Source organism: Rhizobium sp. 18065 (assembly GCF_902706095.1).
GTDB lineage: Bacteria > Pseudomonadota > Alphaproteobacteria > Rhizobiales > Rhizobiaceae > Allorhizobium.
Map to the genome: position 1 here is coordinate 525,627 of NZ_CACSJP010000002.1, position 15,984 is coordinate 541,610.

The 15,984-nt window shown below is 60.1% G+C and carries 14 protein-coding genes; 8 read left to right on the top strand and 6 right to left on the bottom strand.

Annotated features, from left to right (window positions below; translation table 11 throughout):
* Positions 1-189: 189 nt before the first annotated feature.
* The 6 genes from GVK95_RS08290 to GVK95_RS08315 form a co-directional block, all read right to left on the bottom strand.
* Entirely contained in the window at positions 190-576 is a 387-nt protein-coding gene (locus GVK95_RS08290; RefSeq protein WP_159948424.1) for a hypothetical protein, read from the bottom strand.
* Positions 577-698: 122 nt separating this feature from the next.
* On the bottom strand, positions 699-1,844 hold the full coding sequence (locus tag GVK95_RS08295; RefSeq protein WP_159948426.1) for an iron-containing alcohol dehydrogenase: 1,146 nt from the start codon (positions 1,842-1,844) through the stop codon (positions 699-701).
* Positions 1,841-3,226 carry an aldehyde dehydrogenase family protein gene (locus GVK95_RS08300; protein ID WP_159948428.1) on the bottom strand — a complete coding sequence of 462 codons (1,386 nt, stop codon included), beginning with the start codon at positions 3,224-3,226 and terminating at the stop codon, positions 1,841-1,843. The genes GVK95_RS08295 and GVK95_RS08300 overlap by 4 nt, the downstream gene beginning before the upstream one ends.
* Positions 3,227-3,330: 104 nt before the next feature.
* Positions 3,331-4,698, bottom strand: coding sequence for a glutamine synthetase family protein (locus tag GVK95_RS08305; protein ID WP_159948430.1), 1,368 nt, complete (start codon positions 4,696-4,698; stop codon positions 3,331-3,333).
* Between the two features lie 119 nt (positions 4,699-4,817).
* The gene (locus GVK95_RS08310; RefSeq protein WP_159948432.1) at positions 4,818-6,371 is read right to left on the bottom strand and encodes an amino acid permease; all 1,554 of its coding nucleotides are present in this window, start codon (positions 6,369-6,371) and stop codon (positions 4,818-4,820) included.
* 109 nt (positions 6,372-6,480) lie between these two features.
* Positions 6,481-7,257, bottom strand: a complete 777-nt coding sequence (locus tag GVK95_RS08315) for an N-formylglutamate amidohydrolase (protein ID WP_159948434.1) — start codon at positions 7,255-7,257, stop codon at positions 6,481-6,483.
* A gap of 178 nt (positions 7,258-7,435) precedes the next feature.
* On the opposite strand from GVK95_RS08315, the gene GVK95_RS08320 reads away from it, so the two are divergent.
* The 8 genes from GVK95_RS08320 to GVK95_RS08355 all read left to right on the top strand — a co-directional run bounded on the left by GVK95_RS08320 (position 7,436) and on the right by GVK95_RS08355 (position 15,809).
* Positions 7,436-8,308, top strand: coding sequence for a MurR/RpiR family transcriptional regulator (locus tag GVK95_RS08320; protein ID WP_159948436.1), 873 nt, complete (start codon positions 7,436-7,438; stop codon positions 8,306-8,308).
* A gap of 139 nt (positions 8,309-8,447) precedes the next feature.
* Positions 8,448-9,554, top strand: a complete 1,107-nt coding sequence (locus GVK95_RS08325) for an ABC transporter substrate-binding protein (protein WP_159948438.1) — start codon at positions 8,448-8,450, stop codon at positions 9,552-9,554.
* Positions 9,555-9,648: 94 nt separating this feature from the next.
* Positions 9,649-10,539 (top strand): ABC transporter permease subunit, encoded by an 891-nt coding sequence (locus GVK95_RS08330; protein ID WP_159948440.1) that lies wholly within the window; start codon positions 9,649-9,651, stop codon positions 10,537-10,539.
* Entirely contained in the window at positions 10,536-11,318 is a 783-nt protein-coding gene (locus GVK95_RS08335; protein WP_159948442.1) for an ABC transporter permease, read from the top strand. Before GVK95_RS08330 ends, GVK95_RS08335 begins: the two co-directional genes overlap by 4 nt.
* 13 nt (positions 11,319-11,331) lie before the next feature.
* Entirely contained in the window at positions 11,332-12,384 is a 1,053-nt protein-coding gene (locus tag GVK95_RS08340) for an ABC transporter ATP-binding protein (protein WP_159948444.1), read from the top strand.
* An 85-nt stretch (positions 12,385-12,469) separates the two neighbouring features.
* Positions 12,470-13,513 carry a zinc-dependent alcohol dehydrogenase family protein gene (locus GVK95_RS08345; protein ID WP_159948446.1) on the top strand — a complete coding sequence of 348 codons (1,044 nt, stop codon included), beginning with the start codon at positions 12,470-12,472 and terminating at the stop codon, positions 13,511-13,513.
* 168 nt (positions 13,514-13,681) lie between these two features.
* A complete protein-coding gene (locus tag GVK95_RS08350) occupies positions 13,682-14,833 on the top strand; it encodes a spermidine/putrescine ABC transporter substrate-binding protein (protein ID WP_244618690.1) in 1,152 nt (383 codons plus the stop codon).
* 97 nt (positions 14,834-14,930) lie between these two features.
* The gene (locus GVK95_RS08355; RefSeq protein WP_159948448.1) at positions 14,931-15,809 is read left to right on the top strand and encodes a hypothetical protein; all 879 of its coding nucleotides are present in this window, start codon (positions 14,931-14,933) and stop codon (positions 15,807-15,809) included.
* The last annotated feature ends 175 nt before the right edge of the window (positions 15,810-15,984 follow it).

Genomic DNA, 15,984 nt, shown 5'->3' on the forward strand with positions numbered 1-15,984 from the left:
TTGTCCGAGCGTTTCATCGCTCTGGAGCAGCCCTGATCATTGGCGCCCGCTACCTGCATTCTTTCTAATTATGGTTAACAAACAGAAAATGCGAAGCAGAAACGCCCTCCCCTAAAAGAGGGAGGGCGATCAGCAAAGTTCAATGATTTCAAAAGGCAAGAACGCCTGCAATTGTGGCAGAAGTGAAGATCAGCCCCGCAACGGCGTGCAGGAACCGACATGACGCGGTTCAACCCGTCCGGCCTTCAGATCCGCGAGATTCGGCAGCGACGGATCCGGACCGCCGATGCTATCCTCGAAAACCGCCCGGTCGAGCTTGATCATCTTGCCGCTCGGAAGAAAGCTGACCAGTGTCTTGGAATCGATGACGGCCATACCAAACTTGGCCTTGCAGAAATGCTTCCCGTCCTTGCCGCTGAGCACCCAACCCATGGAACCCGATTTAGCCTGGCTCATTGCGCCGACAGCATAACCCTTCTTCAGAAGGCCCTTATAACTCTCGGCCGAGGCTGTGCCTGCGGCAAGCAGGCAAAACGATGCGAGCAGGGTGGACAAATAGAAACGATGCCTGATCATGGACTTCCCTTAATACCACCTGCCATTGTAGCAAGCCGACTCGGCAACTCTATTCGAGACACATCGCACAAAAAAGCCCGGCATCGTCAGATACCGGGCTAATATAGTGAATAAGCAAGGCCTTAGAAGCAGTCGGCAAACAATTGCTTGGTGTTTTCCAGCGTCAGCTTGACCGGATTGCCACCGGCGCTCGGATCTTCGATTGCCATGGCCGACAGTTCGTCGATCCGGTCATTGGCAATGCCCATGGCCGTCAGGTTTTCCGGAACGTGAAGTTCGGCACGCAACGACAGGACATAATCATAGAACCCGTCAAAGCCGCCGGCGATGCCGAGATACGCCGCCGCCCGTTCGATCTTATCCTCGATCGCTTCGCGATTGAAGCGCAACACCGGCGGCATCACCACCGCATTGGTCATGCCGTGGTGGGTATTGTAGACCGCGCCGATCGGATGCGACAGAGCATGAATGGCACCAAGCCCCTTCTGGAACGCCGTGGCCCCCATGGCAGCCGCCGACATCATGTTGCTGCGGGCTTCGATATCGGTTCCGTCCTTGTAGGCGCGCGGCAGGAACTCCTTGACCAGCCGCATGCCTTCCAGCGCGATGCCGGCAGACATCGGATGATAGAAGGGCGAGGAATAGGCCTCAAGGCAATGGGCAAACGCGTCCATGCCGGTGCCGGCGGTGATGATCTTCGGCATGCCGACGGTCAGTTCCGGATCGCAGATCACAACACCCGGCAGGAACTTCGGATGGAAGATGATCTTCTTCACATGGGTGACGGAATTGGTGATGACCGAAGCGCGGCCCACTTCCGAGCCGGTGCCGGCGGTCGTCGGCACGGCGACGATCGGCGCGATGCCGTCGGAATTGGCACGCGTCCACCAGTCGCCGATATCCTCGAAATCCCAGACCGGCCGCGTCTGGCCGGCCATGAAGGCGACGCATTTGCCAAGGTCAAGGCCGGAACCGCCGCCGAAGGCAACCACGCCGTCGTGACCACCGTCCTTGTAGGCCTTGATACCGGCTTCAAGGTTTTTCTCGTTCGGGTTGGGATCGACGTCGGCAAAGATTGCCCGGCCGAGACCAGCCTCTTCGAGAACCTCGAGCGCTGCCTGGGTGATCTGCATCGGCGCCAGACCGCGGTCGGTGATCAGAAGCGGCTTCTTCATGCCCAGCGACTTGCAGGCATCGGCCAATTCCTTGATCCGGCCACGGCCCATCTTGATGGCGGTCGGATAGCTCCAGTTGGCGACGATATTCATTTCGTGACTTTCTTCAGATGGTAGGATTTCGGGCGGGTCAGGTTCTGGAAGCCGAGCACGGAGAGCGAGCCGCCCTTGCCGGTTTCCTTGACACCGGTCCAGCAGAGCGCCGGGTCGAGATAGTCGGCGCGGTTCATGAACACGGTGCCGGTCTCGACATCGCGACCGATCCGGGCAGCCCGCTCGGGGTCTTGCGTCCACAGCGACGCGGTCAGGCCATAAGGGCTGTCATTCATCAGCGACAATGCTTCCGCATCGCTCTTCACCTTCATGATACCGACGGCCGGACCAAAGGTCTCGTCCTTCATGAACGCCATGGAATGGTCCACGTTCACCAGAACCTGCGGCATGATATAGGCGCCGCCGTCGTCTGCCGGGAAAAGCTTCGGATCGACCAGCGCCTTCGCACCCTTGGCGACGGCATCGGCGATCTGCTCGCGAACAACCTTGGCGAAACGCTTGTTGGCCATCGGCCCGAGCGTCGTGTCCGGATCGAGCGGGCTGCCGAGCTTGTAGTTCGATACCCAAGCGACCGACTTCTCGACGAACGCGTCGTAGAGGCTTTCGTGCACATAGATGCGCTCGATGCCGCAGCAGCACTGGCCGGAATTATAGGTAGCACCGTCCATCAGCGTATCGACGGCAGCGTCGAGATCGGCGTCGTCCATGACATAGCCCGGATCCTTGCCGCCAAGCTCGAGGCCAAGGCCGGCAAAGGTTCCGGCGGCAGCCCGCTCGATCGAACGACCGCCTTCGACCGAACCGGTGAAGTTGATGAAGTTGAAATTGCCGGCCGCAATCAGTGCCGACGTCGTCGCATGATCGAGGAACAGGTTGATGAACACATCATCGGGAACGCCAGCCTCGACAAAGGCCCGCACCATGCGCTCGCCGACGAGAAGCGTCTGGGTCGCATGTTTGATAACGACCGTATTGCCCGCCATCAGCGCCGGCGCGATCGTGTTGATCGCGGTCATATAGGGATAGTTCCACGGCGCGATGACGAAGACGACGCCATGTGCCTCGCGCTCGATCCGGCGCTCGAAGGTCGCGCTATTTTCCACCACCAGCGGCGCCAATGCGTCAGCAGCAACGGCTGCGACATAATTGGAGCGCTCGTTGAAGCCCTTGTATTCGCCACCGTAGCGCACCGGACGGCCCATCATGTGCGCCAGTTCCGGCACGACTTCATCGGACATCTCGTTGAGCCGCGCCACGCCCTTCAGCACCAGCTGCACGCGCTCTTCCAACGGCCGCCTAGCCCAGGCCTTCTGCGCCTTGCGGGCACGACCGACGGCTTCCGTCGCCGCCTCCAGCGACATAGCCGGTCGCTCGGCGTAAACCGATCCATCGATCGGCGAAATGCATTGGATCATCGTCATGATCTTTTTCCTGTTGTTGCATAAAGAAGATGACAGCGGCCATCGCCGCTGTCCTTGTTGTCACCCTACGACGGCGAAGGTGGCAGCCTCAAGGCCGCCAGATGTCACGCCCGCTCGAAGCCGCGCGCCACCTCCCAATCGGTAATCCGCCGGTCGTATTCCTCCTGCTCCCACTCCGCAGCACGGACGTAGTGATCGATGACATCGTCGCCAAACGCCTCGCGCAGCATGGCCGACTTCGTCAGCTCCTCTGTCGCTGAGCGCAGCGTGCGCGGAATTTCCCGAACATCGGTTGCGCCATATGCGTCGCCGGTGAAGGCGGATTCAAGCGCCATCTTCTTTTCGATACCGTCGATACCGGCAGCGATCAGGGCTGCCATGGCGAGATACGGATTGAGGTCCGAGCCGCCGACGCGGCACTCGACGCGGATCGCCTTGGTGTCCTCGCCGCACAACCGGTATCCGGCCGTACGATTGTCCTTCGACCAGATCGCCTTGGTCGGCGCGAATGTGCCGGCCATGAAGCGCTTGTAGGAATTGATATAGGGCGCGAGGAAATAGGTGATCTCACTGGCATGGCTGAGCAGGCCGGCCATGTAATGTTTCATCAATTCCGACATGCCGTATTCGCCCTTGTCGTCGAAGAACAGAGGCTTGCCATCCAGCGACCAGAGCGACTGATGGATATGCGATGACGAACCGGCAGCGGTATAGTGCCACTTGGCGAGGAAGGTGATCGCCTTGCCCTGCGCCCAGGCGATTTCCTTGCAGCCGTTCTTGATGATCACATGACGGTCGGCCATGGTCAGCGCATCGGCGTAGCGAACGTTGATTTCTTCCTGCCCCGCGGACGCCTCGCCCTTGGAATTCTCAACGGGAATGCCCGCGCCCTGCAGACCCTTGCGGATCGCCCGCATGACACCCTCTTCCTTCGTCGTCTGGAAGATATGGTAGTCTTCGTTATAGCCCGAAGCCAGCTTCAGGTTGCGGTAACCGCTTGCCTGGGCGGTTTCATAGCTCTGGTCGAACAGGAAGAATTCGAGTTCGGTCGCCATGAACGGCTTCATGCCCATCGCTTCCAACCGCTTGACTTGCTTCTTCAGGATGGCGCGCGGCGAATGCGGCACCTCCTCATGCGTATGGTGATCGAGCATATCGCAGAGAACCAGTGCCGTGCCTTCCAGCCAGGGCGTGCGGCGCAGCGTCGAAAGATCGGGCTTCATGGTGTAGTCGCCATAGCCCTTTTCCCAGCTTGTCGCCTTGTAGCCGGAGACGGTTTCCATCTCCATGTCGGTGGCAAGCAGATAGTTGCAGCTATGGGTTTCCTTGTAGGCGCTCTCGACGAAGAACTCTGCCTGGAAGCGCTTGCCCATCAGTCGGCCCTGCATGTCCACCTGACACGCCAGAACGGTATCGATGCGGCCTTCGGCGACATCCTTCTTCAAGTCTTCAAATGTGTAGGTGGTGCTCATGGGTGCCATCCGAATGGGTAGATGAAAAGGAACATGAAACCGCGCCGGAGGCACTGGTTATTCGAAGGAGGCGGCAAGCCGGAAGCAGAACGCCACCGGCTTGCTGTTTTGTTAAAAGGTCAGGCGCCTTCTCCGACAGCCTTTTCGGCTGCTGCAATCTCGGCCTGACGCTTGGCAACTTCATCGCCGATCGGCGGTCCCTTGAAACGCTTGTTTTCAAAGACGAACCAGACGACCGCAGTGATGACGAAGAAGCCGATCGTGATCGGAAGTGCCCAATCGTTCGGTGGCTGGATGCCGATGTAGAAGATCAGCGCCATGGCCAGAACCACCAGAACCGCGACGAGGCGGAACAGGCCGGTACCCATGTTCCACGGGCCCATCGCCGGCCATTTCGCGGTGCCGATGGCAACGAAGCCGAGCGCAATCGGAAGCGCGAAGGACAGGAACAGGAAGATGACCGTGCACGACACGACGATGGAATAGGCAGGCGTGCCGGCAATGGTGATGGCCGACGTGAACCAGACGAACAGCACCGAGAGGATCGAACCCGTCCAGATCGCTGCCACCGGCGAGCGGTATTTCGCACTGACCTTGGCAAGCGCTGCAGAACCCGGCAGGCCCTTGTCACGCGAGAAGGCAAAGATCATCCGCGACAGCGAAGTGACCGTGGCAAGACCGCACAGGAACTGGGAAATGAAGATCAGGAAGTAGAGGATCTCCTTCAACGTCGGATTGACCTGCGCGTCCATCGCCCAGAAGAACACGTTCCAGCCCTGCTTTGCCGCATCATCCATGTTCGGCAGCATCAGCACGAACGAGCACAGCATGATGTAGCCGAACAGAGCCGACCAGAACACCGACGAGATCATGCCGCGCGGCACGGACTCGGCGGCCTTGACCGTTTCTTCCGACGTATGTGCCGAAGCGTCATATCCGGTGATCGTGTAGATCGGTAGCAACAGGCCGAGAAGAAATGCCATGCTGCCGGAAACGGCAAATGGCCAGACAAGCGACGCGCCCTCGGTGCCGGTATAGTTGGCGAAGGTGAAGAGGCGGCCAAACTCGAAACTCGGTGCGGAAAACAAGCAAACCACTGTCAGCAGGATCGCGGTGACAAAGATCAAATAGCCCGAGAAATCGGTAAGCTTTGCCGTCAGGCCGATACCGAAATGGTTGATGCCAGCCTGCAGACCGGTGATCAGCGCCACGAAGAGGACGCGATGCGTCAACGTGTCTTCGATGCCGAAATAGGCACCGAACGAACCGAAGAAGAAGTAGAAGGTGCCGACATTGATGGCACCCAGAACGGTGACAAGCCCGAGCAGGTTAAGCCATGCGGCCAGCCAGCCGGTGAAGCGGTTACCGAGGATCGAACCCCAGTGATAGAGACCGCCGGCAGTCGGATAGGCTGAACTGATCTGCGCCAGACCAAGGGCGAACAAACCCGAGATCAGGCAACCGAGCGGCCAGCCGATGCCGATCGCAGCGCCACCGGCGCCGGAGGTTGCCTGACCGAGAGAGTTGATACCACCCGACAGGATGCAAATGATTGAAAAGGAAATGGCGAAGTTCGAAAATGAACTCATCCGTCGTTCGAGTTCCTGGGCATAGCCCATGGAATGCAGGATATGAAGATCCTGCTTTTTATCTGAATCAGAATAGTCTGACATGACGTCCCCCAATTGACGATTATCCGCGGAATTGCGGACAATTGACTGTCTTTCAGTTCCACCACTGACGGGCGGAGGTTGCAGCAGAGCCGCTCCCCTCGGGGTCTTGTTATTGTTTCAGGCAGTCGGTGATCGCGCGTTGGATCAGAACTGCCAGATAATCGGCCACAACCCCTTGGCCGTTACTCTCTTTGATCAGGTCATTGCGGACTTCGATCATGACGTTGAGATGCCCCTGCGGCAGGGCATGCAATTTCAGGCTATGTGTGACGCCGTCGTCCGGACCATAAGGCGCGTTGCGCTCAACACGGAACGGGCCGCCTTCGGCTGCCCTCAGCATGCGATCCGCCAACCGGCTGTCGGTATCGTGCAGGATGCCGATCTCGACGGCCCGCGGCTTGCCGAAATATACCGGCGTGAAACTGTGAACGGTGACCACCACATTCTCGCGGCCTGCCGCCTGGCGGGCAGCAAGCGTCGCACTGATGCGGTCGTGAAACGGCACGTAGAGTGCCGCAGTTCTCGCATAGCGTTCGGCAACACCAAGATCCCGGTTCCCCGGAATGTCGTAGACCTCGCTTCGATCCGGCATGGCGGCAGGCGATTCCGGCGGACGATTGCAGTCGTAGAGCAGACGCGAGAACCGCTGATGGATCAGCACGGCATCAAGCTTTTCCGACAACAGCCGCGAGACGGCCAGGGCACCCGGATCCCAGGCGATGTGGCTTTCCAATGCTTCGGCCGGAAGCCCAAGGTCCCCTGCCCGTACAGGCAAGGCGCGGCTTGCATGTTCGCAGACCAGCACCACGGCGCCTGAAGCAGCGGAATTTTCCACTGCAACAGCTTCGCCGTCTGCCGACGTCAGGATGTCTGACCTTGAGAGCATGCTGATTTCCCCTGCGCCGTTCGGCTGCATTTATTGCGAAGAGAATTCTTCACGATTTGGCCGCTGTCAATGGGATCTGAAGAAATCTCTTCAAAATAGCAATTGACACATTCCGGCCATAAAGGCTTAATTCTCCGAAAGCCGGCAAAAGATCGGCTTGAGGGGAGACCATCGGTCCTTGCTAAATGCGTCCAAGACAGTGTCGGACGTGATCCATGCCCATTTCGATGGGCTGACGCGCGCCGAACGACAGCTGGCCGAAAGCCTGCTGGAAAATTACCCCGTCTCCGGCCTCGGCAGCATCACCACTGTCGCCGAGAACGCTGGCGTATCGACGCCGACCGTTGCCCGCATGGTCCAGAAGCTCGGCTACAAGGGTTATCCGGAGTTTCAGGCGCATCTGCATCAGGAACTTGAAGCGACGATCTCCAATCCGATCAGCAAGCACGACCGCTGGGCAGCCAACGCGCCGAACCGTCACATCCTCAATCGGTTCGCCGAAGCGGTGATCAACAATCTGCGCACCTCGCTGGGCGAACTCAGAACCTCGACATTCGATGAGGCGGCGCGCCTGCTGGGTGACCGCAATCGCAGTCTGTATTTTGTCGGTGGCCGTATCACCGGCGCGCTGGCCGAGTATTTCTTCACCCATATGCAGGTCATCCGGCCGAAGACGACACTGATGTCGTCGAATGCCAGCTCCTGGCCGCAGCATGTTCTCAACATGCAGGCCGGCGACGTGCTGATCATCTTCGACATCCGCCGCTACGAAGCCGACATGACCACCCTTGCCGAGGTTGCGAGAGCCAATGGTGTCGAGATCATCGTCTTTACCGACCAGTGGATGTCGCCCGTCGCCCAGCACGCCCGCAACTGTTTCAAGCTCCACATAGAAGCGCCATCCGCCTGGGATTCGTCCGTGGTGACGCTGTTTGTCGTGGAGGCGCTGATCGAAGCCGTGCAGAGCTCGTCCTGGGACGAGACGCGCGAACGCATGAATACCCTGGAAGGGCTGTTCGAACAGGCACGCCTGTTTCGAAAGCCCCGATAGGCAAACGCGAGCATGGAGGAACACTGCCAAGGCACGGGGACGAAAGGGAAAATTCAGTCTGCCACCGCCAACCGTCATACAACGATAATAATGCGCACCTAAGTGAACCGCATCGCTGCCAACTCAGAGGAGAATTCCAGTGATTACCAATTTCCGCAAAGCCCTGTCCCTTACGACGGCTCTCGTCATGGCCAGCTCGGCCGTTGCCTTTGCCGAGCCAAGCGCCGAAATCATCGAAGCTGCCAAGAAGGAAGGCATGCTGACCACCATCGCGCTGCCGCACGACTGGTGCGGTTACGGCGCCGTCATCGATGGCTTCAAGAAGAAGTATCCGGAGATCACCGTCAATGAACTGAACCCGGATGCCGGTTCGGCCGACGAAGTCGAAGCCATCAAGGCCAACAAGGACAACAAGGGCCCGCAGGCGCCGGACGTTGTTGACGTCGGCCTCGCTTTCGGCCCGCAGATGAAGGCCGAAGGCCTGCTGCAGCCTTACAAGGTCTCCACCTGGGACGAAATCCCGGCTGAAGTTAAGGACGCCGACGGCTTCTGGTACGGCGACTACTACGGCGTCATGTCGCTGCTGGTGAACAAGGACCTCGTGGCCAACACCCCGAAGGACTGGTCGGACCTTTTGAAGCCGGAATATGCCGGTCAGGTCGCCCTTGCCGGTGACCCGCGCGCTTCCAACCAGGCCATCCTCGGTGTTCTGGCCGCTGGCCTCGCATCGGGCGCCAAGGCTGGCAAGGACGCTGGCGAAGCTGGCTTGAAGTATTTCGGCGAACTGAACAAGGCTGGCAACTTCGTCCCGGTCATCGGCAAGTCCGGTACGCTCGCACAGGGCGCAACCCCGATCGTCGTCATGTGGGACTACAACGCACTCGCCGCGAAGGACACGCTGGCCGGCAACCCGCCGGTTGAAGTCGTCGTTCCGGCATCGGGCGTCCTCGCCGGCGTCTACGTCCAGGGCATCTCGGCCTTTGCACCGCACCCGAACGCAGCCAAGCTCTGGATGGAATACCTCTATTCCGACGAAGGCCAGACCGCATGGCTCGCAGGCTATTGCCACCCGGCCCGCTTCAACGCGATGTCGGCCGCCGGCAAGATCCCTGCCGACCTGCTGGCAAAGCTGCCGCCGGCTGAATCCTATGCCAAGGCCTACTTCCCGACACTCGAGGAAGTCGATGCCAACAAGGCTGCCGTCACCGGCGCCTGGGACAGCGTCGTTGGCGCGAACGTCCAGTAAGACATAGCGTATAGAAGCCGCCCCGATCTTGCGACCGGGGCGGCATTTGCATTTTATAGAAACCGCGAACCACGCGGACGAAGGGGCACCAGCAATGTCATCGCAACAGGTCAGTTCAGCTGCGCCCCCTGGGCCACGCTTCCGCCTTCCCCTCCATTGGCTGGGCGTTCTGCCCTTTGCAGCCTTTACCGTGCTCTTCCTGATCATGCCGACGATGAAAATCGTCATCGGCGCCTTCCAGACCCCGGACGGTGCCTTCACGCTGGACAACATCCGCGGCTTGTACACGCCGTCGATCATGTCGGCCTATCTGATCTCCATCCGGATCAGCCTCGCCTCCGCCATTCTCGGCTGTGCGATCGGCTTTGCCGTCGCCGCAGCCGTCGTGCTTGGCGGGTTGCCGCAGTGGATTCGCGGACCTCTTCTGACCTTCTCCGGTGTCGCCTCCAATTTCGCCGGCGTACCGCTCGCCTTCGCCTTTCTGGCAACGCTTGGCCCGGTTGGACTGGTCACTGTGTTTCTGAAGACCCAGCTCGGCGTTGACCTGCGCATGCTTGGCTTCAACCTCCTGTCGTTCTGGGGCCTGACGCTGACCTACCTCTTCTTCCAGATCCCGCTGATGATCCTGATCATCACGCCGGCCCTGGACGGATTGAAGAAGGAATGGCGCGAAGCAGCCTCGATCCTCGGCGCGACCAATGCGCAATACTGGCGCCTCGTCGCCTTTCCGATCCTGCTGCCCTCTTTCCTGGGCACCATGGCGCTTCTGTTCGCAAATGCGTTCGGCGCTGTCGCAACCGCGATCGCACTGACCGGCTCTTCGCTGAATATCGTGCCGATCCTGCTGTTTGCCCAGATCCGCGGCGACGTCCTTGGCGATCCGCATCTCGGCTATGCGCTGGCCTTCGGCATGATCGTTGTCACCGGCGTGGCGAACGCACTTTATATCTGGCTCCGCGCCCGCAGTGAAAGGTGGCTGAAATGAAACGTCTCTGGGCTTGGGGAGCCCTCACTTTCGGCCTCCTCTATTTCTTCCTGCCGCTGATCGGCATGACCAACTTCTCGCTGAAGATGCGGCGCGGAGAATATTCGTTCGACGCCTATGTCAAGGTGCTGAGCGATCCGCGCTTCCAGGAGACATTCACCTATTCCGTCACCATGGCGCTGGTCACCATCCTGTTCGGCATTTTCCTGATCGTGCCCACCGCCTATTGGGTTCGTCTCAAACTGCCGGGTCTGCGTCCCTACATCGAATTCGTCACGCTGCTGCCGCTGGTCATTCCGGCCATCGTCATCGTCTTTGGCTATATCCGCCTCTACAACACATCGAGCTGGCTGCCGCTCACCGGTTCCTCCCTCGGCACCGATGTCCTGCTGATGTTCGGCTATGCCACCTTGTCCTTGCCCTATATGTACCGCGCCGTCGACACGGGCTTGCGCACCATTGATGTCGGAACCCTGACCGAGGCAGCCCAAAGCCTTGGCGCCAGCTGGTTCACCATCATTTCCAAGATCATCCTGCCCAATGTACTTGTCGCCGTCCTCTCGGGCGCCTTCCTGACCTTCGCCATCGTCATCGGCGAGTTCACCATGGCCGCCCTTCTCAACAAGCCGGCCTTCGGCCCTTACATGCAGTTGCTCGGCGCCAACCGCGCCTATGAACCTGCGGCCCTGGCGGTCATCGCCTTCGGCATCACCTGGGGTTGCCTTGGACTGATCCAGCTTGTTTCCCGTTTCCAGAAAACCGCGCCTCGCCAGGCCTGAGGACTGAACCTTCATGAGCTTTCTCACACTCACCAAACTGCAGAAATCCTTCGGGCCGACCAAGGTCGTTCACGACTTCAACATGGCGATCGACAAGGGCGAGTTCATCTCCTTCCTTGGACCGTCGGGCTGCGGCAAGACCACGATCCTGCGCATGATCGCCGGCTTCGAAATGCCAAGCGGCGGCACGATCGAAATCGCTAACAAGGACCAGACAAACCTGAAGCCGAACCAGCGCAATATCGGCATGGTGTTCCAGGCCTATGCGCTGTTTCCCAACATGAACGTCTTCGACAATGTCGCCTTCGGCCTGAAGATCGCCGGCATGCCAAAGGCTGCCATCGAGGCACGCGTCAAGGAGATGCTGGCCCTGATTCATCTTGATCATCTGGCTGAGCGTTATCCCTACCAGTTGTCCGGCGGCCAACAGCAGCGCGTGGCGCTTGCCCGCGCGCTGGCTCCAAAGCCGCAGGTGCTTCTGCTCGACGAACCGCTCTCAGCACTCGACGCCAAGATCCGCGTCTCGCTGCGCGAGGAAATCCGCCATATCCAGCAGCAGCTCGGCATCACCACCGTCTTCGTCACCCACGACCAGGAAGAAGCACTGTCGATCTCCGACCGCATCGTCGTCATGAACGCCGGCAAGGCGGACCAGATCGGCACGCCCTTCGAGATCTACAACCGTCCGACCACCCGTTTCGTCGCCTCCTTCGTCGGCACACTGAACGTCCTCGAAGCCATCGTAACCGACCAGGCCGCCGGCCTTGTGACGATCGGTGACGCCACCCTTGCGATCAAGGACGCGATCCCCGCCGTCAACGGATCGACCGTGCAACTCGCCATGCGCCCGGAAGCCGGCGCGCTTGCCGGCAATGGCGAAGCAACCGTCAGGGGCAAGGTCACATCCAGCCAGTTCCTGGGCTCGGTCATCCGCACCCGTGTCGAAGTGGCCGGAAAGTCGATCTCCTTTGACACATTCAACGATCCCGGCACCAAGCCGCCGGTGATCGGCGATCTGGTCGGCGTCAAGATCGACCCGTCCGGCCTGATCGTGCTCGCGGACTAGAACACCCGACATTTCGGGTGATAAGGACTTTTCGGCGCGCATTCACAATGCGCGCCGAGGAAATTCAGGCAGAGAGGAAACACCGATGCGCGCCCTTTTCTACGAACGTTTCGGCGAAACACCGAAGGTCAGCACATTGCCCGACCCGACCCCCTCTCCATCCGGTGTCGTCGTCGCCGTCAAGGCGACCGGCCTTTGCCGCAGTGACTGGCATGGCTGGATGGGCCACGATGCCGATATCCGCCTGCCGCATGTACCCGGCCACGAACTGGCAGGAACCATTGCCGCGATCGGCCGCGATGTAAGACGCTTCAAGATCGGCGACCGGGTTACCGTTCCCTTCGTTTCCGGCTGTGGCCACTGCCATGAATGCCGCTCCGGCAACCAGCAGGTCTGCGAGGAGCAGTTTCAGCCGGGCTTCACCCACTGGGGTTCGTTCGCAGAATATGTCGCCATCGACTATGCCGACCAGAACCTCGTGTATCTGCCCGACAGCATGACCTATGAGACGGCGGCCAGTCTCGGCTGCCGCTTCGCCACCTCTTTCCGTGCCGTCGTCGATCAGGGGCGCCTAAAGGGCGGCGAATGGCTAGCCGTGCATGGCTGCGGCGGCGTCGGCCTTTCGGCGATCATGATCGGTCATGCGCTCGGTGCCAATGTCGTCGCCATCGACATTGCCGAGGACAAGCTGGCAATCGCCCGCCAACTCGGCGCCACGGTTGCGATCAACAGCCGCGAAGTGCCAGATCTGGTAGAGGCCGTGCGCGAGGCAACCGGCGGCGGCGTCCATGTTTCGGTGGATGCGCTCGGCCATCCCCAGACCTGTTTCCATTCGATCAGCAACCTGAGACGGCGCGGACGCCACGTCCAGGTCGGCCTGATGCTGGGAGAACATGCAACGCCCGCGATTCCAATGGCGCGTGTCATCGGCCATGAGCTCGAAATCTACGGCAGCCACGGCATGCAGGCCTGGCGCTACGATGCCATGCTGGAAATGATCCTGTCCGGCAAACTCGCGCCGGAAAAGCTGATCGGCCGGCGTATCAGCCTCGATGAGGCAGCACTGGCACTGACAGAAATGGATAGTTTCAAGGACAGCGGCATAAGCATTATCGACCGTTTCGTTTAATCGGCCACGCGCCTCCCCGCCCGGTCGTGCGGCTCGGCGACAGCAGGCGGCGATACAGTAAATGCCTTCCGACGTTTCGAACCCCGTTAATTCTTTTATGATGAATTGACGCAACGGAACAAAGTTTGAACGATCATCAGTGCGGCCATGACGGAGATCACAAACGCTATGAGCATGCCGAGGCAGGGCACCCCAATCGATCCGGACGGGTTCATCAATCAATTGATGCGGTTGAAGCGCGGATCCGTTTCGCGGCGCCACTTCCTGAAGGCCACAGGTCTAGGCTTTGCATGTCTTCTTATCGGCGGCGACCGAACCGCCGTGGCGCCAGCCAATGCAGGCTCCCTCGGCAAAAGCGTCAGCATTGCAACGTGGCCGAACTATCACGATCCGGCAACATTCGAGCAGTTCTCGCAACAGCACGACGTCGCGGTCAAGGTCGAGATCATCGGCTCCAACGAGGTGATGATGCAGCGCATGCAGACGCAGACTGCGGCCTGGGACCTCATCGTACCGACACAATATGCCCTCGCCCCCTATGCAGGCCTAGGCTTGATCGAACCGCTCGATCTGGCCGCGCTGCCGAATTTTGATCCGGCCGCCAATCCCGAACGCTACCTCGCGCCGGCCATGTTTCGCACCAGGCTCCACGCAGTGCCCAAGAATACCGGCACAACCGGTATCGCCTACAACCGGCGCAAGCTTGATGAAGTGACCAGTTGGCGCGGCTTCTTCGACACCGCCATGGGCGATGCTTCGGGCCGGACAATCGTTCAGGACTACCAGTTGACCACGATCGGCGGCGCGCTTGTCGCCCTCGGCTATCCCTTCAATTCGATCGATCCGGACGCGCTTTCCAAGGCCGAAGAGCTGTTGATGCAGGTCAAGCCGCATCTGCTGGCGATCGACAGCGACTACCAGTCCGCCATGCGCGCCGGCGACGCCTGGCTGAGCATGTGCTGGAGCAACGACGCCGCACAACTGGTCCGCGACATGGAAGAGATCCGCTACAGTCTTGGATCGGACGGCGGCGAGATCTGGACTGACTACTATGCGATCCCGGCCGGGGCCCAGAACAGACCGGCGGCCTATGCCCTCCTCAACCACCTGATGGATCCGAAAATCGCGGCCGCTGATCTTCTCGTCAATGGTGGCGCGACGACAGACAGCCGGGTTTTCAAGCTCTTGCCGGAGGAAATTGTCTCCAACAAGGTCATCTATCCGGAAGAAGCGAGCTTGAGTGCGCTGGAATATGCAGTAGCGATTGTGCTCACCGATCCGAACCGCGCCGCCGTCATGGCCCGTTTCAAGGCCGCATGATAAAAATCGGATTTTGTCCGCCTTTTCAGCAACAAGCGATTGCGAATCTGCCACTCTGACCGTTGCGTTGCCGCCATGTATTTCAGGACCTGCCCCTATGAGCCTTCAGCCCACAATCTCGATCATCGACAGCATTTCCGACCCCGGCAAGGACGGTCGGCCAAATGAAGACCGCCTCGGCTATAACCGCCATGCGGCCTTCATCTTTGATGGTGCGACCGGTCTGGGCGATAGGCAATTCATGCAGCATTACGGCTCCGATGCCGCCTGGATCGCCGAATTCGGTGCCATGCAACTGGAACAACGGCTGGATGCGACGGTCGATCCGAAATCCGTCCTGCGCGCCATCTCCGAAGATGCACGCCGGGCCTTCGAAGCCGTTGCCGGTGATCAACCTCGCTATGCCTGGCCACTCTGCAGCCTGACGGGCCTGCGCGCCACACCGACCGGTTTCCAATATTTCGGCCTGGGGGACAGCGCCCTCTACATCCTGCATGACGATGGTCAAAGCGACTTTGTCATCCCGATCCCCGGCGCCTATGAATGGGAACAGCAGCGGGCGGCTGAACACATCGCCCGACTTGGCGGCATCGGCGCTTCCGGCAGCGCCAACACCGATCCGACGACGCTCGAGGATCTGCGCCGCGGCCGCGCACTGCAGAACACGCCGAATGGCATGACCTGGACCTTCGGCGTGGTGCCGGAGGCAGCCGAACATCTGTTCACCTGTGACGTTCCGGTGCATGGCGGCGGCGCGACCGCCATCCTCTGCTCCGACGGCCTCGCCGACCTCGTCGCCCTCTACAAGGCCTATGATCCAGGCTCGCTGATCCGCCGCGCCGCAACGACCGGCCTGCGCTCACTGGTCGCCGAATTGCGCCACTACGAGCGCGATGTAGATCCCGATGGCCTGCAATATCCCCGCTTCAAGCAGTCGGACGACACCACGGCCATCCTGCTAAGACTGACCGCCTGATAGATTTTTTCTGATTTATCAAATAGATGCTGGCGCGACCTGAATCAATTCCAGAGCGCCCTTGTTCAAAGCGTGAGGCAGCATCGCCCCGCGCAGCCGCCATCCGTCCAGAATGGCGATACCCCTCATCCGCCTGCCGGCACCTCTCCCCGCCTGCGGGGAGAGGGAATGGACG